Annotated in this window: 20 protein-coding genes and 2 tRNA genes; 14 read left to right on the top strand and 8 right to left on the bottom strand. The window is 58.9% G+C overall.

Translation table 11 applies throughout. From position 1 onward, the window contains the following. Positions 1-45: 45 nt before the first annotated feature. The 6 genes from plsX (at position 46) to ACFOOP_RS10635 (ending at position 3,977) form a co-directional block, all read left to right on the top strand. Positions 46-1,137: a phosphate acyltransferase PlsX gene (gene plsX, locus ACFOOP_RS10610; RefSeq protein ID WP_379880926.1), complete on the top strand. Its 1,092-nt coding sequence runs from the start codon at positions 46-48 to the stop codon at positions 1,135-1,137. Then, positions 1,134-2,105, top strand: coding sequence for a beta-ketoacyl-ACP synthase III (locus tag ACFOOP_RS10615; RefSeq protein WP_379880927.1), 972 nt, complete (start codon positions 1,134-1,136; stop codon positions 2,103-2,105). Before plsX ends, ACFOOP_RS10615 begins: the two co-directional genes overlap by 4 nt. Positions 2,106-2,223: 118 nt before the next feature. Continuing rightward, positions 2,224-2,541 (top strand): integration host factor subunit alpha, encoded by a 318-nt coding sequence (locus tag ACFOOP_RS10620; RefSeq protein ID WP_375204127.1) that lies wholly within the window; start codon positions 2,224-2,226, stop codon positions 2,539-2,541. 38 nt (positions 2,542-2,579) lie between these two features. Continuing rightward, the gene (locus ACFOOP_RS10625) at positions 2,580-3,080 is read left to right on the top strand and encodes a MerR family transcriptional regulator (RefSeq protein ID WP_379880928.1); all 501 of its coding nucleotides are present in this window, start codon (positions 2,580-2,582) and stop codon (positions 3,078-3,080) included. A gap of 112 nt (positions 3,081-3,192) precedes the next feature. After that, a tRNA-Pro gene (locus ACFOOP_RS10630) sits at positions 3,193-3,269 on the top strand. 201 nt (positions 3,270-3,470) lie between these two features. Then, the gene (locus ACFOOP_RS10635; protein ID WP_379880929.1) at positions 3,471-3,977 is read left to right on the top strand and encodes a tetratricopeptide repeat protein; all 507 of its coding nucleotides are present in this window, start codon (positions 3,471-3,473) and stop codon (positions 3,975-3,977) included. On the opposite strand, the gene ACFOOP_RS10640 is transcribed toward ACFOOP_RS10635, so the two are convergent. From ACFOOP_RS10640 to rlmB, 7 genes are all read right to left on the bottom strand, one after another. Next, the gene (locus ACFOOP_RS10640; RefSeq protein WP_379880930.1) at positions 3,961-4,335 is read right to left on the bottom strand and encodes a hypothetical protein; all 375 of its coding nucleotides are present in this window, start codon (positions 4,333-4,335) and stop codon (positions 3,961-3,963) included. The genes ACFOOP_RS10635 and ACFOOP_RS10640 overlap by 17 nt on opposite strands. A 330-nt stretch (positions 4,336-4,665) precedes the next feature. Continuing rightward, complete coding sequence (locus ACFOOP_RS10645) at positions 4,666-6,315, bottom strand: acyl-CoA dehydrogenase family protein (protein ID WP_379880931.1); 1,650 nt, start codon at positions 6,313-6,315, stop codon at positions 4,666-4,668. Between the two features lie 72 nt (positions 6,316-6,387). Continuing rightward, a complete protein-coding gene (locus ACFOOP_RS10650; RefSeq protein ID WP_379880932.1) occupies positions 6,388-7,035 on the bottom strand; it encodes an HAD-IA family hydrolase in 648 nt (215 codons plus the stop codon). Then, positions 7,036-7,419: a GFA family protein gene (locus ACFOOP_RS10655; protein WP_379880933.1), complete on the bottom strand. Its 384-nt coding sequence runs from the start codon at positions 7,417-7,419 to the stop codon at positions 7,036-7,038. Beyond that, complete coding sequence (locus ACFOOP_RS10660) at positions 7,420-8,043, bottom strand: glutathione S-transferase family protein (RefSeq protein ID WP_379880935.1); 624 nt, start codon at positions 8,041-8,043, stop codon at positions 7,420-7,422. A gap of 72 nt (positions 8,044-8,115) precedes the next feature. After that, positions 8,116-9,240 (bottom strand): site-2 protease family protein, encoded by a 1,125-nt coding sequence (locus tag ACFOOP_RS10665; RefSeq protein WP_379880936.1) that lies wholly within the window; start codon positions 9,238-9,240, stop codon positions 8,116-8,118. Between the two features lie 31 nt (positions 9,241-9,271). Next, positions 9,272-10,126: a 23S rRNA (guanosine(2251)-2'-O)-methyltransferase RlmB gene (gene rlmB, locus ACFOOP_RS10670; RefSeq protein WP_379880937.1), complete on the bottom strand. Its 855-nt coding sequence runs from the start codon at positions 10,124-10,126 to the stop codon at positions 9,272-9,274. Positions 10,127-10,333: 207 nt separating this feature from the next. Here rlmB and ACFOOP_RS10675 point away from each other — a divergent pair. The 6 genes from ACFOOP_RS10675 (at position 10,334) to ACFOOP_RS10700 (ending at position 17,529) form a co-directional block, all read left to right on the top strand. Then, positions 10,334-10,418: transfer RNA gene (locus ACFOOP_RS10675), tRNA-Tyr, on the top strand. Between the two features lie 26 nt (positions 10,419-10,444). Continuing rightward, on the top strand, positions 10,445-11,533 hold the full coding sequence (locus ACFOOP_RS10680; RefSeq protein ID WP_379880938.1) for a helix-turn-helix domain-containing protein: 1,089 nt from the start codon (positions 10,445-10,447) through the stop codon (positions 11,531-11,533). A 160-nt stretch (positions 11,534-11,693) separates the two neighbouring features. After that, complete coding sequence (locus ACFOOP_RS10685; RefSeq protein WP_379880939.1) at positions 11,694-14,087, top strand: TonB-dependent receptor; 2,394 nt, start codon at positions 11,694-11,696, stop codon at positions 14,085-14,087. Between the two features lie 90 nt (positions 14,088-14,177). Further along, positions 14,178-15,128: an alpha/beta fold hydrolase gene (locus ACFOOP_RS10690; protein ID WP_379880940.1), complete on the top strand. Its 951-nt coding sequence runs from the start codon at positions 14,178-14,180 to the stop codon at positions 15,126-15,128. Beyond that, positions 15,129-16,442, top strand: coding sequence for a spinster family MFS transporter (locus tag ACFOOP_RS10695; RefSeq protein ID WP_379880941.1), 1,314 nt, complete (start codon positions 15,129-15,131; stop codon positions 16,440-16,442). It abuts the gene before it with no gap. 70 nt (positions 16,443-16,512) lie between these two features. Next, positions 16,513-17,529 carry a formylglycine-generating enzyme family protein gene (locus ACFOOP_RS10700; RefSeq protein ID WP_379880943.1) on the top strand — a complete coding sequence of 339 codons (1,017 nt, stop codon included), beginning with the start codon at positions 16,513-16,515 and terminating at the stop codon, positions 17,527-17,529. A 9-nt stretch (positions 17,530-17,538) separates the two neighbouring features. Here ACFOOP_RS10700 and ACFOOP_RS10705 read toward each other — a convergent pair whose 3' ends face one another. Beyond that, positions 17,539-18,153: a TetR/AcrR family transcriptional regulator gene (locus ACFOOP_RS10705; protein ID WP_379880944.1), complete on the bottom strand. Its 615-nt coding sequence runs from the start codon at positions 18,151-18,153 to the stop codon at positions 17,539-17,541. A gap of 484 nt (positions 18,154-18,637) precedes the next feature. Here ACFOOP_RS10705 and ACFOOP_RS10710 point away from each other — a divergent pair, with 484 nt between their 5' ends. Together ACFOOP_RS10710 and ACFOOP_RS10715 are read left to right on the top strand one after the other, a co-directional pair. After that, entirely contained in the window at positions 18,638-20,221 is a 1,584-nt protein-coding gene (locus ACFOOP_RS10710; protein WP_379880945.1) for an arylsulfatase, read from the top strand. Positions 20,222-20,356: 135 nt separating this feature from the next. Continuing rightward, positions 20,357-23,356 carry a TonB-dependent receptor plug domain-containing protein gene (locus tag ACFOOP_RS10715; RefSeq protein ID WP_379880946.1) on the top strand — a complete coding sequence of 1,000 codons (3,000 nt, stop codon included), beginning with the start codon at positions 20,357-20,359 and terminating at the stop codon, positions 23,354-23,356. Positions 23,357-23,420 lie beyond the last annotated feature (64 nt).

Here is a 23,420-nt window from a genome sequence, read left to right on the forward strand (position 1 = left end):
TTTGGCAATGGAAACAGCAATGGAAGCGGCTGGTTGAGCAAGTCCATGACACAAGCCAAGGCAACCGCGCCTGATCTGGCGCTGGCGGTCGACGCCATGGGCGGCGACACCGGTCCGCAAGCTGTCGTCGACGGCGTCGCGCATGCTGTGAAGCATGGCCTCAAGGCGCGATTCATTTTCTTCGGCGATAAAACGAAGCTTGAACCGCTGATCGCCGGTCATTCAAATCTTTCAGGCGCAGAAATCCGCCACGCCGATAATGTCGTCGCCATGACCGACAAGCCGATGCATGTTTTGCGGCGCGGACGCGACACCTCCATGTGGGCGGCGGTGACGGCGGTCGCCGAAGGCGATGCGCAGGCGGTTGTCTCCGGCGGCAATACCGGCGCGCTGATGGCAGTCTCGCGCAAGCAGCTTGGCATGATCGAGGGCGTTGAACGCCCCGCCGTGACGGCGTTGTGGCCGACGCCGCGCGGGCGCTGTGTCGTTCTCGATGTCGGCGCCAATGTGGAGGCGGATGAGGATCAGCTCGTTCAGTTTGCGATCATGGGCGAGGCTTTTTTCCGTGCGCTGATGAATGTGGACAAACCTACGGTCGGTCTCCTGAATGTCGGCGCCGAAGATCTGAAAGGCCATGAATTGATCCGCACCGCCGCGCGCGTCTTGCGCGAGGCGGACCCGGATATGGCGTTCAAGGGTTTTGTTGAAGGCAACGACATTTCCAAGGGCACGGTCGACGTTGTCGTGACGGATGGCTTCACCGGCAATGTCGCCCTGAAGACGGCGGAGGGCGCCGCCCGGCTGCTCGGCGGCTGGATGAAAGAGACGCTGACCGGCACGCTCAACGCCAAGCTTGGCGCGCTGATGATGGCGCCGGGTCTGCGGAAATTGAAGGATCGCATCGATCCGTCTTCGAATAATGGCGGCGTTTTCCTCGGGGTGAACGGGGTCGTGGTGAAGAGTCATGGCGGGGCCGATGCGCGCGGTGTGGCGAGCGCGGTCAACATGGCGGCGAGCCTTGCGGCGCGTCCCTTCCGCGAAGAAGTGGCGTCTACAGTGAAATCAGTGATGAGCCGGCGTCAGCGTATCGCCGAAGCATCGGCGAGCGAGACTACAATCAAAGCGGCGGCGGTATGAGTTTGAAAGCAGTGCTGTGCGGATGCGGCGCTTTTTTGCCTGAACAAATCCTGACGAACGAAGATCTCTCAAAGCGCGTGGATACGAGCGATGAGTGGATTCGCGAGCGCACCGGCATTCGCGAACGTCACATTGCGTCAGAAGGGGAGCTGACCTCCGATCTCGCGACGCAGGCGGCGAAAGCGGCGCTTGATAATGCCGGCCTGACGCCGGACGATATCGACCTGATCATCGTTGCGACGACGACGCCGGACCTCACATTCCCGTCTACCGCCGCCATCGTGCAGGCGAAACTCAACGCGGGCGAGGGCGCGGCGTTCGATATTCAGGCGGTGTGCACCGGCTTCGTCTATGCCCTGTCGACGGCGGAGAAGTTCCTGATTTCAGGCCAGCACAAGCGCGCGCTAGTGATTGGCGCGGAAACCTTCTCGCGCATTCTCGACTGGGAGGATCGCGGCACTTGCGTTCTTTTCGGCGACGGCGCCGGGGCGTTCGTTCTGGAAGCTCAGCCCGCGGAGGAAGCGGGCGATCGCGGCATCATGGGCAGTTATCTCAGATGCGACGGGCGCATGGTTGACCTGCTTTATGTGGATGGCGGCGTTTCCTCGACAAAGACGACCGGTCATGTGCGGATGCAGGGAAACAAGGTCTTTCGCGAGGCGGTGACCCGGATTTCCGACGCCATGGTTCAGGTTTGCGCCGAGGCCAAGGTCGATGTCACCGCGATCGACTGGTTCGTGCCGCACCAGGCCAATGAGCGGATCATCCAGGGGGTCGTTAAAAAGCTCGATCTGCGGCCCGATCAGGTGATTTCCACGATCTCCGGGCAGGGCAACACCTCAGCGGCCTCGATCCCGCTCGCCTATTGCGCGGGCGTTGCTGACGGGCGGATCAAGACCGGCGATCTGGTGTTGTTCGAGGCGATGGGCGGCGGGCTTACCTGGGGCGCCGCATTGATGCGCGCCTGAAGCGCCCGAGCTGGCCCGTCTAAAAAACAGGCAATATATTTCAAAGGCTTATTGACCAAACAGGCGTCTAGCCGTTAACCTTGGCGCTAATTTGGGGATTGAGGCGGATAGGCAAACCATGGCCGGAAAAACCATCACCAGAGCGGATCTGACGGATGCGGTTTATCGCTCCTTAGGAATCTCGCGAAATGAATCTTCAGCATTTGTAGAGCGCATTCTGGACGAGGTCGCCCAGACGCTCGAAAAGGGCGAGACCGTCAAGATTTCATCCTTTGGCACGTTTTCGGTGCGCGACAAGAAGCTCAGAATGGGCCGCAATCCGAAGACCGGCGAAGAGGTGCCGATCGAGCCGCGGCGGGTCATCACCTTCCGCGCATCGCATGTGCTGAAAGACCAGATCAACAACACCCACCGGCAGGCGAAAGCCGCCGAGTAGGCTGACTTCCTTTCTGAACTGACGAAGGCGTTCCCTCTGTGGCGAAATCTGCCGAAGCGTTCCGCACGATCTCTGAAGCCGCAGAAGAGCTGGATGTGCCCCAGCATGTTCTGCGTCATTGGGAGGAAGTGTTCGGTCAGGTGCGCCCCATGCGCCGCGCCGGCGGGCGGCGCTATTACCGGCCGCTCGATCTCGATCTGTTGCGGGGCATTCGCGTCCTTCTTTACGAACAGCGCTACACTACCAAAGGCGTCCAGAAAATTTTCAAGGACGAAGGCGTCAAATATGTCTCCGAACTTGGCCGCCGTTCAGCCGCCGGGGAATCAACCGATGTGCGCCCGGTGCTGGAAGGCGAGAGTGAGCCGCCGGCGCAGGCCGACCTCCTTGAACTGGGGGAGGCTGAAGCATTGAAAGCGGCGCCCTTGCCGCCGGAGCTGCGCCGCACCCTGACCGCGCTGCTGACGCGGCTTGAAGGCGTGCAGGACGCCCTCGATCAGGCGTCGCTCGCGCTCGAAGCCATTGAGGCTGAGCGGGAATAGGCCAGGCGGGAATAAGACTGGCCGCATTATCCGATTTTGACCATTGCTCCGTCCCGACCGGGCGCCTATAAGACGCGCTCGCGCGTGGCGGTTTTGGCCCGGCGCGAGAGGTCGGAGCGTAGCGCAGCCTGGTAGCGCACTTGACTGGGGGTCAAGGGGTCGTGGGTTCGAATCCCGCCGCTCCGACCATTTTCTTCCCTCCGGAATTGATTTTACAGAAAGCTGTGTGCGCAAAATCGCGGCGCGCAAAAGCGTTTCCATGGTTACCGCGAAGGTAATCATGAGCCCCTTAAAAGCGGTGATTTTGTTTAAGGTTTCAGAGGCAAATCTTTGCGAATGATTTCGCAACTGCGTGCTGTTTTGTGTTCGGTTTGAGTTCGGGGCGTTAATATGGTCTCCCAACCGTTGGGCGGTATCATCGCTGGGCTTGCCAGTCTCGGCGTAGGCGCCGCGTCTGTGGCTGTTGTCAGTAGTTCTGACAGCGGCGCGGACCCGCATGCCGCCGAAGAAGAGACGGTGGACGCTGATCCCGTCGAAACCCGGTTCAAGCAATTGAGCGACCTTCGTCATGAATGCGCCACCCGTGTCGGCGCGTCCTGCAATGAGCTTGGACGCGAGCATGAGACCCGCAAGGATCTGTGGGGCGGTGAGATAAAAGGGAAAGGCGTGCATCGCGACGATGCGAAGGCGCTGCTCTATTTCCGTCTTGCCTGTGATTATGATGATGGAAATGGGTGCTATAATCTTGCGCGCATGTACGAGACCGGCAAGGGCGTCGCGAAGGATGCCGCCGAGGCTGAAAGCGCATACACTCGCGCCTGTGTGTTGATTGGCGGCGAGGCCTGCGCTCATCTGGATGAGCCGCCGCTTCCCGCTGCGCCTAAACTTCGATTTTGATCCGGCGATAGCGGGCGTGATCGGCGCCCGCGACCTTGCCGTCAAGGCGATAGAGGCTGGCGACATCGCATTGCGGCCGGGCTTTCAGGACAAACAGGGCGGCGTCTTCGTCGCTGCGCGCGGGAAACTGACGCGAGAACCCGCCGACATAGCTGGCGTTATTCTGACTCACATCATCCGGGCTATCCCCGCAGCGCGCATACATCACTTCATATTTCGCCGCGATGCCCATCAGCCCTTGCGTTTCCAGCAAGGGGTCGCGGCGCAGCTCTTCCGGCTTCAACAAAAACGCGACGCCCGCAAGCGCAAGGATTGCAGGAATGGCGGCGTAGGAAGAAATGTCCACGCGGCGCGTCATGGTCTTGCGTCCCTATTTATAACAGGCCCGTTTCTTACAGGTCCGTAAGGACAATTTAGAAATCGGCTCTTGAGAGAGATTTAAGGGAATTGATCGGATTGCGCTTAACCACGCGCACCCCGCGCATCCTGTTCATGACGACACAACATGGCTGCATCGCTCCGAAAATTACGGCGCACGCATAGGGCGAGCGGGTAAGGTCAAAGCATATCCTCTCATGCGAAAAACACCCCTTTTTTGAGCTTTGGTGAAGACTTATCCACCACTTGCCCACGGGCCTTACACTCCGTTTCTCTAAATGGAGAAGGAGCTGTATCGCCTATGGGCGCTTCATTGTGGAGTAGCACGGTCGATGATGGCGCGCGCACCAATTTTCGCCGTGACGCCGCCATAAGCGTAAGAACGCTGCGCGCCGTCGAGACGCGCATTGCAAAAGCCGTCAAACACATAATCGGGCGCCGTTTGTTTCAGCGCGGCGGCGCAAAGCGCGAGCGCCATGTCCTCGGCGAAGGCCCGCGCCGTCGCTTCATTGAGGGCGCCGGGTTTCATCCAGTTATCAAGGCGCGCGAGATGCTGGTCGAGCGCAGGGTTGGCGCCTCGCGCGGCAAGAATTTCCTCCCTGACGGCGTCGAGGCTGTCCGGTTCGCGGCCAATGGCGCGCAGAATATCGAGCGCGATAACATTGCCGGACCCTTCCCAGATCGCGTTCAGCGGCGACTGGCGGAACAGGCGCGGCATGACGCCTTCCTCGACAAAGCCCGCGCCGCCATGACATTCAAGCGCCTCATAAACAACGCCGGGCTGGCGTTTACAGATCCAGTATTTGGCGATCGGTGTCGCCAGCCGCATGAAAGCGGCCTCGCGCGGATCATCCATCCTGTCAAAGCTCTGGGCGATGCGCATCGCCAGCGCCGCCGCGGCTTCGGATTCGAGCGAGAGATCGGCGAGAACCATCATCATCGCCGGCTGGTCGATGAGTTTTTTCTGGAATGCGGAGCGATGCGCCGTGTGCCAGAGCGCTTGCGCCAGCGCGGCGCGCATCCCGCCCGCGGAACCGGCGATGCAATCGAGCCGCGTATGCTGCACCATGTCGATAATGGTGCGAACGCCGCGGCCTTCGTCGCCGATCTTCACCGCATAAGCGCCGTGATATTCAATTTCCGACGAGGCATTGGCGCGGTCGCCGAGCTTGTCTTTCAGGCGCATGATGTGAAAGGCGTTGCGGGCGCCATCGGGTTTCCATCGGGGAACCAGAAAGCAGGTGACGCCCGCCTCCGTGCGCGCCAGCGTGAGAAACGCATCGCACATGGGCGCCGAACAAAACCATTTGTGGCCGGTCAGTTCATAGTCGTCGCCGCCAATAGGCATTGCAGTGGTCGTGTTGGCGCGAATGTCGGAGCCGCCCTGTTTCTCGGTCATGGCCATGCCCATAGTCGCGCCGCGTTTTTCAGCCGCCGGAATAAAACGCTTGTCATACTGGCCGGCGGTCAGGCGCGGGACCCATTCTTTCGCCGCGTCCGGCGCATGACGCAGGGCGGGAACCGCCGCATAGGTCATCGTCATGGGGCAGCCGACGCCGGGTTCCGACCCCGCCTGCATGTAGACCATGGCGGCATGGGCGACATGGCCGCCTTCTTTCGCGGTCCAGGCGAGCGAGGAATAGCCCGACGACAGGCCCAGCTCCATCAGCACGTGATAGGAGGGGTGAAACTCCACTTCGTCGAGGCGATGACCGTAACGGTCGAAACTGATGAGTTTCGGCGGATTCTGATTGGCGAGGCGGGCGTTCTCCACCATCTCCGCCGAGCCAAGCGATGCGCCGTAGGCGGACAATTGTTTTTCATGATGTTTGCCGCCGCGCTGTCCCACGGTTTCTTTCAGGGCCGCATCGCTGTCGAAGAAATTCACATTTTCAAAAAGCGGCGGCTGGTTGGCGACCTCATGGGTCTGAAGGTCGGATCGGGGGCGGTAGTGAGACATGGGCGGCTTCCCTGTGGGTTTTCGCCTATTGTGCGCGCGCGCGCGGGCGCCCGCAATGTTTCCCTGCAGCGATCACGCCGCGAAGACAAGCCGTTCAAGCTCTGCGATGGCTGGCGTCACATCGCCGATAGGCACCTTGATCGTCGTCATGCCCATAGCGCGCGCAGGTTTCAGATTGACGCCGAGATCGTCGAGAAAAATGCAAGTCTCGGGCGCTACGCCAAGCGCGTCGCACATCATTTCGTATATGCGAGGTTCTGGTTTTCGAACGCCCGCCTTCGACGATTCAATGATGTGATCGAAATTTTCGTGAATGCGCGTCACTGTTTCGCGCGCTTCGTCCGGCGCCAGCATGCCTTTGGAATCGATTTTCGGCAGATTATTGGTGATGCAGCCGGTTTTATACCCGGCGGCTTTAACCCGGGCGAGGGCGTCCACCATCTGCGGATGAAAGCGCAGGGACAGAAGCGAGATCAGCGTCTTGCCGCTGATTTCAAACCCCGCAGCTTTTGTTTCCATGGCGAAGGCGTCGTCGAAATCGTCGAGAGATATTTCCGCGCGTTCAAATTTCGCCCAGGCGTTGTCATGGATGTTCGTTTTGATCACGCCGCCGATGAATTTTTCGGGCAAGGCGTGGCGGCGTTCGAATTCCGCGAAATTCTGCACGGGCGAGGTCGTAAAGACTCCGCCGAAATCGAAGATCACCGCTTCAAACGCCACTTAGTTTGCGCCTTCAATATGCTGCGCCCAGGGAAGCGCTTCATCGGCGAACACTTCGCCTTGCGGCGTATAGTTTTCCGGCTTTTCCATCACGCCGATCAGGAAATGGGTCTCGCCCGCCCATTTCTCGCCTGCATAGGTGAGGGGTGTGCCGCACTTGGCGCAATAGCCGCGCTTCACGCCGGCCGAGCTTGCATAGTAAGACGGTTTCTCCGTCAGCCAACGCACCTGGCTGTCGTCAAAGCCGACCCAGGTGGAAATCGCTCCACCGGTCGCCTTGCGGCACGCCGCACAATGGCAGTTGCTGACAAATTTTGGCGCGCCGGTCATTTCGGCGCGCGCCGCGCCGCACTGGCACGACGCAAGATGTGTCTCCGCGCTCATTTAAAGACCGAGATCGGCGGCGTGTTTGGCGCTGATCTCTTGCGTTTTTGCAAAGGCCGGGCGCGCCGTCATGCGGTCCACATAGTCGGCGATTTTGCCTTTCTTTTCGATAGCGCCGAACATAATCGCGAAATTCAACAGCGATCCCATGACAATATCCGCGGCGCTCACCTTGTCGCCGAGAATATAGGGGCCGTCAGAAAGCATCACATCGATCGACTTCAGAACATCTTCTTCCGTGCCATAGCCGGCAGACATCGCGTTTTCGCGTTTCACGCCGCCGAGCTTGTCGAGCATCATCGGTTCGATGCAGGAGGGGGCAAAGAGTATCCAGCGATACCAGGCGCCGCGTTTCGGGTCAGTCAGCGCCGGCGAAAATCCCTTATCCGCAAAAGCGTCAGCGAGATAAGCGCAGATCGCTGCGCTTTCCGTCACCACTACGCCGTCGTGAACAAGCGCCGGGACTTTGCCCATGGGATTGATCTTGACGAAATCCGGGCTTTTGTGGGCGCCGCTTTTGAGATTGATGATTTCAATGTCGCAGACCTCGCCAAGCTCCACATTCATCCACATGGTGGTGTCGGCCCGGGTGCGCGGGCAGTAATAAAGTACGGGTTTCGCCATTACTTTCTCCCTTTTAGTGAAAACAGCTTAACGCCTTCGCAGCGCCGCTTGCAAAGAAATTCCGGCGCCGTGTTACGCGGACTCAAGATCCATTTTGAGACCGAGAAGCTTCATGACATCGCCGCGCGAAAGCGTGCCGAGAACGCGGCCCGCCTCCACCACGATCAGCGTGTCTGCGCCGCTTTGCTGCAGCGATTGCAAAGCGACAATGGCGTCCTGCGAGGGATCGACAAGGGGCGCTTTGTCTGGCGGCGTCATGATGTCCCGGACCGTAAGCCGGCTCCAGTCTTCGCGGGGCGTGGACTTCACATGCGCCGTGTCGGCGACTCCGATGAAGGCGCCATGTTCGCTGACGGGAAACGCCGTCTGCTGGAATTCATAGACATAGCGGTCCACAAGCTCGGCGAGCGTAAGCGAGGGCGGAACCACATGGGCGTCCTTATGCATCAGGTCGCGCACACTCACGCCCCCCATGAGGCGGCGGACTTCCATTTGCTGATAAGAAGATTGCGCTGCGCCGCGGATGAACATCCCGATCAGGAACCACCAGAGCCCTGCAACCAGACTGCCTGCAAACGCAGCCCAGAGCCCGGCCATCATCAACGCAAAACCGAAAAGACCGCCAAGACCCGACGCCCATTTGGTCGCCCAGCGAATATCGCCTTTCATCGCCCAGAGGGTCGCCCGCAAGACACGCCCGCCATCCATGGGAAAAGCAGGGATGAGATTGAAGACGGCGAGCACGAAATTGAGACGGCCGAGATATCCGACCAGCCCGCTCACCGGCGTCGGCTCTGGGCCGCCGAAAGAGGCGAGCCACAAAAATACGACACCCAACACAATGCTGATCGCGGGGCCGGCGATAGCGGTGAAGAATTCCGCCTTGGCGCTTTCCGGCTCGCTTTTCATTTCCGCAACGCCACCGAACAGGAACAGCGTGATGCCGGTCATGCCGGTGCCGAAAGCCCGCGAGACGACAGAGTGAGACAATTCGTGAATCACGATGGAGAAAAAAACGCCGATGACGCCGCCGATCGCCATCCACCAATAGGTCGAAGCGGGCCAGCCTTCATAGACCGCCGGGAAAAACCCGAGCGCCAGCGACATGGCGATCAGCAGGGCGAAAAACGTCCAGCTGATGTCGACGCGCACGTCAAAACCGAGAATGCGAAAAAGCTTGAGTGAACGTCCGAACATCGTCGTTTCTCCGTTTTTCCGCCGCGCGTTTTCAGGGCGCTATCCGGCGCCTGACTTCATAGAGGGAGACCGCAGCGGCGGTTGAGACATTGAGGCTTTCCATGTCCGGCGCAATGGGGATGCGGAAAAGCTGGTCGCATTTTTCCGCTACAAGACGGCGCAGGCCCGCGCCTTCCGCGCCCATGACGAGCGCCAGCGGCGCATCGGGCAGGGCGGCGATCTCCGTTTGCGCTTCGCCCGCAAGTCCGGCGCAGAAATATCCCATCTCCTGCAACGCCTCGATGGCGCGCGCTATATTGACGACTTCGATGCAGGGCAGAATTTCAATAGCGCCGGCGGCGGCTTTTGCGAGGGCGCCCGAGAGCGGCGGCGTTCTGCGATCCTGTACGATCACCGCCTTTGCGCCGAACGCGGCGGCGGCGCGAAACATGGCGCCGATATTCTGCGGATCGGTGATCTGGTCGAGGATCAGAACCGGCGCGTGTTTTTCCGCCGGAGCGCAAACGTCTTCGAGGCGCGCGCGGGGCAAGTCTTCGGCGAGGGCGGCGAGACCCTGATGCACCGCGCCGTCATGAAGCAGCCGGTCAATCTCGTCCGGTTTGATGTCTTCAAGCCGGGCAAGCGCCGCCCCGGCGGCGCCATGGTCCTTGAGCCAGTCGGCGGCGTTTTTCGTGGCGAACACGCGGTTGATCTTGCGGCCGGGATTGGCGAGCGCCGCCGCGACGGCGTGGCGGCCATAAAGCCAGACGCCATCCTGGCCTTTAGGGACCGTTCCCTTGTTTCGCGGGGCAGGGCCGGGCCGCGCGCCACGGTCGCTTCCGGGGCCAGGCGCAGCGCCGTCCTTCCGGGTCTTTTTTCTCGGTTTGGCGCGGTGTTTTTGGGTCATGGCGATGGCCTAGCCGGTTCTTATTCAAGGGGAAACAGGAAATTGCGTCATGCGGCCTCAGGGGCGGTTGCGAAGGCGGCGCAGCGCCGCTATAGACCCCGTTCTCCCGATTGCGGAGCGCCGGGCGCAGCCCGGTTTTTCGTTTTCGTCCTGGTTGAAATCCGGCCGGTCCCGGCTGTGGTTTCAGCGCCTTCTGGAGGGCCTCGTGGAGGGGTGGGAGAGTGGTTAAATCCACCAGACTGTAAATCTGGCCGCTTAGCGTACGTTGGTTCGAATCCAACCCCCTCCACCATTAGTTCCGCGCATCAATCGCACTCCATGCGCTTCTCGACGCCGCAGCCGGCATGCGGCACAGTCGCCTTCATGCATGAGGCTGGCGAACATACGATTTCAGTGCGCTTTGAGCGGGTGACGCCGCTCGTCGACAGCGCGCGCGCGTCCGGTGTGGACGTTGAAAAGCTGTTTTCGGCCCTCAATCTGCCCGAACGCCTGCTTGATAATGGCCGCAATGAATTCATTTCACTTGCGGACTATTACCGCCTGCAAAACCGGCTTTCGATCCTCATCGGCGACGAAACACTGCATCTTTCTTCCCGGCAATTACTGCCGGGCAGCACGGATTTCGTACTCGCCCATCTTTCCGACTGCAAAAATCTTTTCGAAGTGATGGGCGTCGTAGCGAAGTCGTACAATCTTCTCCATGGCGGCCAGTTCAACCAGGTCGAGAAGCGTCACTCTGCGGTCGATTACCTGATTGATGACCGTGACTTTCCCTATGCGGGCATAGCGGCGGCAGAGGACATTTATTTTCAGTGCGAATGCATTCTCACCTTTCTGCATTGCCTTCTCATGGTGATTTCTCCATCGGCGCGCGACGCGATCACCGGACTTCACATTCGCCGCCCGAGCCCGGGAGGGGATTGCGGCCATCTTGGTTACTGGGATGCGCCAATGCGTTTTGGCGCAGATGTCTACAAAGTTTCTTTCGACCGCGACATTGCGTTGGCGCCGATCCGCATGCCGTCGCCGGATGCGCTCACCGCCAATGCGGTCTATCAGATGATTGTTGAGACTGTGGCCGGCAAGCACGCAGCCCTCGGGATGATCAATCCGTCAGCGACCCGGGTGCGCGACGCGCTCGCGCGCGGTGTCGTTGAACAGCCCGACGTGGCGGCGCAGATGGGGCTTTCTGTCGCCACCTTGCGCCGTCGGCTCGCCGCTGAGGGGTTCACTTTTCGCGCCCTGCGAGAGGAAGTCCTGAATGAATCCGCAAAGCGGCTTCTTGCAGAAGGGAAGTCCGTTTCCGATGTCGCCGAGGCGCTGGGATTTTCCGAGGCGCGCGCGTTCAATCGCGCCTTCAAGGACTGGAACGGCCTCACCCCGAAAGCCTTTACAAACCGGGCTTAAGGGCGCTCGGTCAGCCATTTCGCGGCGCACATATTCGATCTTGAAAAGCCCATATTGAGCGAAATTGTCTTGTTAGTCTGAGCGCTAGGGTCGTTCTGCGCCGCGCCAATCCCTTCTACCGTGGGAAAAAATAACAATACGAACGTTTAGGGAGGCTATTATGAAATCACGCCTGAAATCCGCCTTGTTGAAAACCGCCGGCAGCGCCGGTTTGGTCGCTTTTTGCGCCAGTGCAGGCATTGTCGCCGGGGCCGGCGCGGCCCATGCGCAGGACACTGCGTCCGCCGCTTCGGGCGACGTTATCATCGTGTCGGCCCGGCGCCGTGAGGAAACCTTGCTGGATGTTCCAATCGCAGTGACGGCGGTCAGCGGCGAACAGCTTGCGCTTCAAGGCGCGCAGGACATTACCTATCTCAGTCAGTCAGTGCCGAACCTGACGCTTGAAGTGTCGCGCGGCACCAACTCGACGCTCACCGCCTTCATTCGCGGCGTCGGCCAGCAGGATCCGGTCGCCGGTTTCGAAGCAGGAGTCGGCATCTATGTGGATGACGTTTATCTCAACCGTCCGCAAAGCGCAGTGCTCGACATTTATGATGTGGAGCGGATCGAAGTGTTGCGCGGACCGCAAGGTACGCTTTACGGCCGCAACAGTGTTGGCGGCGCCATTAAATATGTGACCAAGCGCCTTGGCGACGAGCCAAGTTTCAAACTGCGCGCCTCTGGCGGCACCTATGGTCAGTTTGATGTTGTCGGCACGGCCGAAATGCCGTTGACGGATGAATTTGCAGTGGGGGGATCGGTTGCTTACTTTTCGCGGAACGGGTTCGGCGAAAATCTGACAACAGGCGAGGAGAACTACGACAAAGATCTCCTCGCCTTCCGTGGAAGCGCCGAATATGACAATGATGTCCTGTTCGTGCGGCTTTCCGGCGATTATCTTAAGGACAAGTCGAATTCCAAAGGCGGGCACCGCCTGATTCCGAGCCTCTTCTCCGGGGCTCCGGTGCTTGATGACGTTTACGACTCGCGCGGCGGCATTACCGGCGAAAATGAAGCCGATGCATATGGCGCCGCGCTTCATGTTGAGCTTGCCCTCAATGATAACTGGACCATCAAGAACATCGCCGCCTGGCGCAAGGATGACACCTTCACGCAGATCGATTTTGACGCACTTCCAGCGGCCGACGTCGACGTGCCGGCGATCTACGAAAACGAACAGTTCACCGAAGAACTGCAGCTTCTTTATGAAGGCGACGCCGTCGCAGGTGTCCTCGGCTTTTATTATATCGACGCCAACGCCTTCAACACATTCGACGTGGTTCTCGACCTGACCGGCAGTCTGACCCCGCCGCCCTTCGGGCCGCTGCCCGGACTGAACGCCAACACCACCGGCGATGTGGACACAAAGTCCTGGTCGATTTTTGGCGACATCACATTCGATCTTGAAGAAATCATCGGCGTTCAGGGCGTCGAACTCGCTTTGGGCGGGCGCTACACCAGCGACAAACGTTCCTCGACCGTTCTTCGCCAAACCTATATTGGCGGCAACTCGCCGGCGCTTGGCGGCACGACATCGACAGTTATCGCCACGACGTCCGATTTTGACGGCGAGGAAACTTTCACCGATTTCAGCCCTCGCGTGTCGCTCTCGTGGAGCCCGAATGGCGATCACAATCTCTACGCGTCTTACAGTCAGGGCTTTAAAGGCGGCAGTTTCGATCCGCGCGGTCAGTCAAGTTCGGTGACGGTGGATTTCGACGGCGACGGCGATGTTGATGCTGACGACATCTTCCAGTTCTTCCTGTTCGAACCGGAAGAGGTCGACTCCTACGAACTCGGCTGGAAGTCGCGTTTCGCCGACGGCCGCGTGACGTCGAATCTGGCGCTGTTTTACGCTGATTACACGAATGTCCAGATCCCCGGTTCGCAAGGCGGAACGGATCCGGTCACCATGTTGCCGACTTTCATCGGCGTAACTACCAATGCCGGCGGCGCTGAATTCTATGGCGTCGAGTGGGAAGGGACGGCGCTTCTCGCCGAGGATCTCTTTGGCGGCGGCGATAGTTTCTCTATCGGCTGGGGCGGCGGCTGGATCAATGCGGACTACACTCAGTTCCTTGTCGGAACTGTGGATGTCGCCGATCAGCGTGTGGTTCAGAATACGCCGGAATTTTCAGGCGCGCTGACGACGAACTACACTCATCCGGCGAATTTCTTCGGGCGCGGCGGCGAGGTGTCGTTCATCACCCAGACCTCCTATAAATCGCGCACGAACCAGTTCGAAGTGCCGAACCCCTATCTCGATCAGGGCGGATACGGCCTGCTTGACGCCAGTCTGGTGTGGACGTCAGAGGACGGCAAGCTACAGATCGGCATTCATGGCAAGAACCTTCTCGACCGTGAATATCGCGTTGCCGGTTACAACTTCGTCGCCCAGAACCCGGATGGCAGCCTGGCGACGCCGCTAACCTCGACACTTGGTCTTGAGGGCGTGCTGACAGGGTTCTATGGCCCGCCGCGCACCGTCACCGGCACAGTACAGGTCCAGTTCTAGGGAGAAATCCCTTCCTCGCGAAGCGGGGCGGCGGCTTGCGTTCTTGCCGCCGCCCCGTTTTTCCTTCACTTCTTGGGGCGCAGGGCCAAGATGAAAAAACTTCTTTTCTCCATAATTGTGCTTGCTGTGATCATCGCGGGCGCCGCGGGCGTTTTTTACTGGCGCGCGAGCCAAGGCGCGCCGGCCGATAGTCTCGAACAGACTTATTTCACCGATGCTGACCGTTTCGTCGACGTCGCCGGTGCGCGGGTTCGTATCCGCGAAGAAGGCCCGGCGGATGCGCCTGTTATCGTCCTTATCCATGGTTTTACGCACAGTCTTGAAACCTGGGATGCGTGGGCGGCGGCGCTGAAAAGCGATTATCGTGTGGTGCGTTACGACCTGTTGGGACACGGGCTCACTGGCCCCGACCCGAAAGAGCGCTACGCCCCGGCGGAACGCGCCGCCTTTGTGGGCGATGTGCTGGATGCGCTCGACATCGACCGCGTTTTCATCGCCGGAAATTCTCTCGGCGGCTTGGCGGCCTGGCGTTTCGCGCATGACCATCCCGATCGCACTGCGGCGTTGATCCTTATTTCTCCCGGTGTCTTTTCTCTCAATGGCGTCAGCGACGAGCCAGCGGAAATTCCGGCGGCGATGAAAGCCTATCTTATGACGGTGCCAGAAGCCGGCGTTACGGCGAGCGCCGGCATCATCTATGGCGACGATACCAAACTGACGCCCGAACGTCTTGCGACCATGCGTGACATGATGCGTCGTGAAGGCAATGGCGCAGCGATGATTAAATCACTGGAAGAGTTTACGCTGCCAGATCCTTCAGCACTGCTTACGGAAATAGAAACGCCGACACTCATTCTCTGGGGCGAAGCGGATGCGGTGATACCGATCGAGCAGGGGCGGCGCATGGAGGCTTTAATGCCCAATGCTCAACTCATCACCTATCCCGGCGTTGGCCATGCGGCGCAGGAAGAAGCGCCCGGTGAAACGGTCGCCGATGCGCGGGCGTTTCTGCTTGGCCTTGGCGATGGGGCGGATGAATAAATGAAGGCGCCAACACCGTTCTATCGGGCTTATGTGCTGTTTGCGCTTGTTGTCGTCTACACGTTCAATTTCATCGACCGTCAGATCGTCGGCATTCTGGCCGTGCCGATCAAGACGGAGCTTGCGCTTTCCGACACCCAGCTCAGTCTTATGGGCGGACTGGCTTTCGCGCTGTTTTACACTTTTCTGGGCATTCCCATCGCGATGCTTGCCGACCGTAAGAGCCGCGTGTGGATCATGACAATTGCGCTTGCGGTGTGGAGCGCCATGACGGCGGCGTGCGGTTTTGCACAAAACTTTACGCAGCTGTTTCTTGCGCGCCTTGGCGTCGGGGTGGGGGAGGCGGGCGGCGTTGCGCCTGCTTACTCTCTCATTTCCGATTATTTCCCGCAGGAAAAACGCGCCCGGGCGCTCAGCATTTATTCCTTCGGCATTCCCATCGGGTCGGCGCTCGGCATTCTTCTGGGCGGCGTGTTGACCAGTTATCTGGGATGGCGCGAGGCTTTTCTGATCGTCGGTCTTGCCGGCATTGCGATTGTACCGGTCTTTCGCTTGACCATGCGTGAGCCCAAGCGCGGCGGGCTTGATCGCGCCGGCGCTCCGTCGGCGCCAGCGCCTATTGGCGAAGTTTTAAGCACGATTATAGGCAAGCCGAGTTTTTGGGGACTTTCGCTCGGCGCCGCCAGTTCGTCGATGATGGGATACGGCCTTATCTTCTGGCTGCCATCCTTCTTTGTACGGAGCTATGGCGACGCGCTGCCGGGATTTTTTTCCTGGATGCCGGGCTTTCTGGTGCCGGAAAATCCGGGCCCGCTTCTCTATGCATCCTATTTTTACGCTGCGATCCTGCTGCTTGGCGGGATTGTCGGGATCTGGTTCGGCGGGTCCATGGCGGACCGCTTTGGCGCGCGCAGCAAGGGCGCTTACGCCCTGGTGCCGGCTTTTGCTTTTGCGGCGACCATTCCCTTTTTCGTGGTCGGCGTCACCGCGCCCACGCTCTGGATCGCCTTTCCTGCGTTCCTGGTTATTCAGGCGCTAAGCCTTGTCTGGCTGGGGCCTGTTCTTTCCGCCTTTCAACATTTGGCGCCGCCGAATATGCGCGCCACGACGTCAGCTATTTTTCTCTTCATCAACAATCTTATCGGCATCGGCGTCGGCAATCTCGCCATCGGCGCGATCTCGGACAGTCTTAAAGCCGAATTTGGCGATGAAAGCCTGCGCTATGCGATCCTCTGCGGAACTGTTTTTTACGTGATCGCCGCCGGGCTGTTCTTCCTGACGTCACGCAGGCTCAAAAAAGACTGGGTGCATTAGTACTGGCCGCCAGCTTGACGTTTCTGGGTGATCTTGACAGCCTGCGCAGCCGGAGAGGGCGCGCATCGATATGGTCACGCAGAAAAAAATTGGAGTATGCGCGCTATTGCTGGCGGCGCTGATTTTTTCCGCAAGCTGCGATCGCACAGAAGAGTCTCCGTCTCAATCGGTTTCTGAAGACAGCGCCTGCTTCGCACCATCCGAACCGGTTTTCATCAAGGGTGGCGCTTTTACGATGGGCGCTGATGACGCTTATCCGGAAGAGGGGCCCGCGCATCAGGTCGCCGTGTCATCCTTCTGGATCGATCCGGCTGAGGTCACGGTAGCGCGTTTCGCCGCGTTCGTTGAGGCGACCGGCTATGTCACACTTGCAGAAAAGCCTGTAAATCAGGAGACTTTCGAGGGTGCTCCTATTGTAAACGCGGCGGTGCTTGAACCTGGCGGCGCGGTGTTTCAGCCGTCCCCGAATATGTCGCTTAGCGCTTTCAACTGGTGGAAATATGTGCCCGGCGCAAATTGGCGTTATCCGCGCGGTCCGAATAACCCAGCCGCGTCTGCGTCAGAGCCTGTCACCCAAATCGCCTTTGAAGACGCGCTCGCCTTTGCGCAATGGGCGAGGGGGCGTCTGCCGACGGAAGCGGAATGGGAATATGCAGCGAATGCTGGCGGTGCGAACGCGGTAATGCGCTCGGCGCCGCCAGAAGAGGCGAACACCTGGCAGGGTATATTCCCCGTCCAGAACACCAAACGCGATGGTTATGAGGGCGTCGCACCCGCAGGCTGTTTTGAGCCAAACGCCTTTGGTTTGTACGACATGATTGGCAATGTCTGGGAGTGGACTGCAAACTGGTATGCTCCCGGGCATGAGGATGGGGAAGGGGGCTCGCTTTCAGGGCCGCCGGCGGATCGCAGTTACGATCCGCGCAATCCGGGCGTCGCCGTGCGGGTCGTCAAAGGCGGGAGCTATCTGTGTGCGGAAAATTATTGCATGCGTTACAGACCCTCGGCGCGGCACGCGCAAGACACGGGGCTGGGAACCAATCACATTGGCTTTCGGCTGGTCTATGATAACGCGGAACCGAAGTGACGGCGGGGCCTAATCCTCAAGATCGGCCACATCGAGCGCAATCTTGGCCATGGTCGGGAAAAATTGCGCATCATCCAGCGTAAGAGGTCCGGGGCTATTGATGATCTGATTATTCATCACGCTGTTGAAAACCTGGCCCGCGATGGCGAGCTTCCGGCTTTCGGTTTGCGTCAGTTTTCTTCCCAAAGCGGCCTCAATGGCGGTCATCAAATCCATAAGGCGGCGATCACGATAAGGTCCGAACTCCGCCCAGAAGCTTGGATCGCTGGCCGACATTTCAAGGACTGCATGCCAGAGATTCCGGTGGCTCAAAATCCGGTCATAGGTGTCTTCGAGGAACTTGGCGTAAACCTGTTTTGGGCTCTTTCCTTTCCAGACGGCGGCGGCCTCATCTCCGATTCCGGTTTCAAGAAAATCTACGATAAGGATTTTCAGAAACTCCTCCTTGCTGCCGAAGCGCTGGTAAAATGAGCCAACGGACCGCTTGGCGCTCCGGGCAAGCTCGCCCACGGAGAGTTCTGCAAAAGTCTGCGTTTCCAACATCTTGAAGGCAGCTGTGATGAATTTTTCGGCTGTGACCCTACTGCGGTTCTGCTGGGGAAGACGTTCGACCGTCTCGTTCATAAGCGTACTCTCACCCCCTCCTTGACATTATTATGTGAATATGAGTTCATATTCACATGAGGGGCAACCCGGTGGGAGGTCTGTTCGCATTGCCGCAATATTCCGTTTCAATCCAAATGGATTTTTGCGTCATTTCGGCGGGTCATGCAAAGGGAGCCAGATGGGAGCGGCGGTGCGCCGCATGTGGAGAGCTCCCGGCCTGGTTCGAAATGCATTGTTCCCGCGGGCGCCCCTCTGAATTGAAACGATAACGCCTTATCCGCGATTGCCGTCAAAGGCGGCCGGACCGGGCGGTGACATTCGATCTGCGGCGCGCTTTTAAGACCAATAAAAGCAAAATGGCGGCGCCTCGCAGCGGGAGGGAATAGTGCGGCGCCGGAAATCCATCCGTAACGCGTTTGTCTGCGTCTTCTCTGTTCTGGCTGCAAGCTGCCAGAGTGGGAATGACGAAAATGCATCTCAAACTGCAGCGCAACAAGCGCCAGTGCAGAGGAGCGCGTCCGCACCCTCTGGCGATACGCAAACAAAACGCCCCAATATTCTCCTCATTGTCGCCGATGACCTTGGTTACGCAGATCTTGGTATCTTCGGAAGCGAAATCCCAACGCCGAATATCGACGCTCTGGCGAAAAACGGCATGCTGTTCACCAATTTTTACGCCCATATGGCGTGTTCGCCGACGCGAGCGATGTTGATGTCAGGAACGGATAGTCATCTTGCCGGGCTAGGCGTGATGAACCCGTCAACCGATCCGGCGCAAGCAGGTCAGCCCGGTTATGAAAGCTATCTGAATTTCCGTGTCGCCAGCATGGCGAACCTGATGAAAGATGCAGGCTATCACACCTACATGACCGGCAAATGGCATCTCGGCCATACGGTTGAGACTGGCCCGCGCGCGCGGGGGTTTGAAAAGTCTTTTGTGTCCATTGACGGCGCCGCGCATCTTGGCGGCTTATCGTGGAACGGGCCGGGCCTTGCGCCTTATCGTGACGGCGAAGAAATGGTCACCGTCGGCGAGGATTTCTATACCACGCGTTTCTACACCGAGCGCATGATCGACTACATCGAAGGCGGACGCGAAGACGATAAACCGTTCTTCGCCTATCTCGCCTATACGGCGCCCCATTGGCCGTTGCAGGCGCCGCGCGCTTCGATTGAAAAATTCTCAGGCCAATATGATGACGGTTATGAAGCGCTATACAAGCGCCGCTTCGCCAGCATGAAAGAGCGCGGTTTTATTCCGGCGGACGCGGAGGAATTGCCGCCCGTCGAAGGACAGCCCGCCTGGGAAGACCTTACGGAAGAAGAACAGCGGATTGAATCGCGCAAAATGGAAATCTACGCCGCGATGGTGAGCGAGCTCGACGCCTATATCGGCCGTGTCATCGACTATCTCAAATCCATTGACGAATTCGACAACACCTTCATCTTTTTCATGTCTGACAATGGGCCAGAAGCCATCCGCCGGGATCTTGCGCCGCCCATTTCCGACTGGGTCGCAGAGTGTTGCGACAATTCCTACGACAATCTCGGAAACAGCGATTCATACGTCATGTACGGGCCGAACTGGGCGCGGGCGAGTTCTGTCGCATTTCACGGCGCGAAAATGACGGCCTTTGACGGCGGCATTCATGTGCCTGCTTTCGCGCATTATCCGGATCTTGTTTCAAGCGGTGAACGCAACAGTCAATTCGTCACCGTGATGGATGTTCTGCCGACCTTTATGGATCTAGCGGATGCGTCGCTTCCGGACGGCGCTTATCGGGGGCGGACGGTCTTTCCCGTCAAGGGCAGTTCGATCCTCGCGACGCTGGAGGATCCGCAAGCGTCGATTCACGACACGTCAGATGCGGTGGGGTGGGAGCTTTACGGCCACAAGGCGCTGCGTCAGGGCGACTGGAAACTGGTTTGGGACGCCACAGACCAGGATGACGCGTCATGGCGCCTCTACAACATCGCGCAAGATCCGCAGGAACAAAATGATTTGAGCAGCACTGAGCGGCGCCGGCTCAACGCGATGCTGTCTCTTTGGGAGACCTATCACGAAGAGAACGGGCTTCGACCTTAACGAACTGAAGAAAACAGCCCGGCTTCAGGAGTCGGGTGGTGATAAAAAACTAATATATGGGAGGCATACATGAACATACGGGGCGAGAGAGCCGTCAAACAGGCGGTGAGTTTTAAACGAAGATTGTCCTGCTGCGTGGCGGCGGGAGCTGTGCTCAGTCTCGGCGCGGCGTCTGCTTTGGCGCAGGATGGCGAGACAAACTCGGACACCATCACCGTCACAGGCACCCGCATCGCACAGACGGGCATGCAGACGCCGGTGCCGGTAACTTCGGTCGATGCGGAACTGCTGTCGACTATGGCGCCGGGCAACATTATTGAAGCCGTCAGCCAGTTGCCGCAATTCTTCGGCAATCAGACGCCGAATTCCATTACAGAAACATGGTTCCTGCGCGGCGGTTACGGCAACCTCAATATGCGCGGCCTTGGCATCAACCGCACGCTGACATTGTTGAATGGACGCCGGATGATATCTTCAACGGCCTTCGGCGGCGTTGATATCAACGCGTTCCCTGAGGCAATGATCAGCAGGGTGGAGACGGTGACCGGCGGCGCCTCGGCGGCTTACGGCACCGACGCCGTGGCGGGCGTCACCAACTTCATTCTCGACACCGACTTCACCGGTTTTGATGCGCATGGCCAATGGGGCCAGACGACGCGAGGCGATGGCGACAACTATGAAGTCTCTCTTTCTTTCGGAACGGACATCGGTGATCGAGGCCATTTCCTGGTCTCCGGCGAACTCTTCGATCAGGACGGCGTCTTCAGTTACGAGGACCGTGACTGGTATCAGGGTTGGGGTCTGATCAATGATGCGGGCGGCGTGCCGCAACTCTACCCAAATGTCGTGTCACGCAATTCAAGCTTCGACGGCCTCATCGTCGCGCCGGGCACGTCGCTTGACCAGAGCGAGTTTCTGTCTGACGGGTCCGGCATTCAACCTTTTGTCACCGGCTCTCCGTCGCAATTCCCGTTTGGCATTCCGCCGGCGCGCCACTCAATTGCGAATGGCGGCAGCGGCGACGATCTCGGCGCCGAGGCGCCGTCGCTTTATCCGGATGTTGAGCGCAATAATATCTTCGCTTATGCCGATTATGAACTGGCGAACAACTTCAAGGTTTTTGCGCAATATATCCGCGGTCAAAACAAAACCAACCAGCCAAACTACCCGCGTGGCTCGCTGCATGGCACGCCGACGGCGATTACCATTTTCGCCGACAACGCATTCCTGCCAGACGATGTCCGGCAGATCATGATGGATGAGATGATTCCGTCCTTCACGCTGAAACGCATGGGCAGCCTAGAGGATATTGGCCGTGACATGCGGATTTATGATGACAGTGTGCTGCACTCGATCACTGGCGGCTTCAACTGGCAGGTTGAGAATGGCGGTTTCATGAACGGCTGGTCCGTAGATGGTTATTATCAGTATGGCCGCAACAAACGCCAAGCCTATCAGGTCGGCCTCCGCGTTGACCGCATTCACGCCGCCGTGGACGCTGTTGATGACGGGTCTGGCAACATCGTTTGCCGAACGACGCTGTTCAATGACACGTTCGCCGACTGCGAGCCGCTCAATCTCTTTGGCCGCGGCAACGCATCAGAAGCGGCGGTTGACTGGGTCGTTGGCTATGAGCCCGGCGACACGATCACAACGCCGATCTATTTCGCAGACACTGGTTTCGACCTAGGCGTCACCGACACCTACACGACGCAAGAGGCCAAAGTGAACATCACGAATATGCGGCAGCATCTTTTTGAGCTGTCGGCGAGTGGTGAAGTCTACGAAGGCTGGGGCGCGGGGCCGATTTCCATGGCGTTTGGCGGTTCGCACCGTGAGGAGAAAATCCGCCAGATCGTTCGCGATCCGACCAATCCGCCTTCTGACCATGACAATGGCCATCCGGTGCTTTGCGATTCTGATCCGGAAGCGATCGCTGCGGGCCTCAGGGGCGTCAGCGCGCCGGATTGCGGCAACACCGTTGGCCTTCAATATTCGAAAGTCTCGAACATCAACGGCAAGAGCACAGTCACGGAAGTGTTCACAGAAGTGCTCGTGCCGCTCGTCGCGGACGCGCCGTTGATGGAACAGCTCACGCTACACGGCGCCGCCCGCTGGGCCGATTATTCAGGCTCTGGTAGCATTTGGGCGTGGAAAGGCGGTCTCGACTGGCAGATGACGGAGGACTTCCGCCTCCGCGGCACTTATTCGCGCGACGTGCGCGCAGCCAATTTGTCGGAGCGTTTCGACAAGACCGGCGGTTCAGCGACGATTACGGACCCGCGTTATCCAGGTGACGGCGTGATCAACGTGACCCGTTTCTCAGGCGGCAACCCGCTGGTCTCGCCGGAGAAAGCCGACACGATCACCGTCGGTTTCGTCTATCAGCCATCTTTCATCGACGGTTTCTCTCTGTCTGCAGACTGGTATCAGGTGAAGATCGACGATGCGATTGGACAACTCGGCGTGCAAGCGGTCGCTGACCGGTGTGAAGAAGGCGCGCTTGATCTTTGCGATCTTGTCAGCCGTGATACGATGACAGACCGGATCGTGTTGATCGGCGACGTTTTCGTCAATGTGGACCAGGCCAAGATCAGTGGTATCGACCTTGAGACCTCCTATCAGCGCGACATCAGCCTGTTTGGCGGCGATGAATCCATCAGCTGGAGATTCTTCGGCACCTGGCTTGATGAAAACTCCGAAACCCTTGCCGGCACGAACAAGATTGATCGCGCCGGACAGATCGGCCTTCAACAGTCCGACGGCATTGCTTACGCGCTGCCGGAGTTCAAGTTCACGACGAGCCTCACTTATGAATACGGGCCGGTCCGAACCTTTCTGCAAGGCCGCTATATCGGTGGCGGCACGATCGAGAACAGTCTCGTCGAAGGCGTCGACATCGGCAGCAATCATGTCGACAGCGTCTTCTATCTCGATCTTGGCGTCACCTATCGTCATGAACTTGATAACGGGGCAGGGATCGAGCTGTATGGCAACATGACTAACGTGCTTGATCAGGATCCGCCGGTCACACCCTATTACAGTGCGTTCTTTGGCTACACACAGCAGACGAACCAGTCTGTACATGACGTGCTTGGCCGGCGCTTCGTCATCGGCGCGAGAGTCAATTTCTAGCCTCTCCCTCCTGTAGCGTTCAATTGAGCCGCAAGCCCCGGGAAACCGGTCTTGCGGCTCTTTT

The sequence above is a fragment of the Hyphococcus aureus genome, assembly GCF_042643165.1.
Lineage (GTDB): Bacteria > Pseudomonadota > Alphaproteobacteria > Caulobacterales > Parvularculaceae > Hyphococcus > Hyphococcus aureus.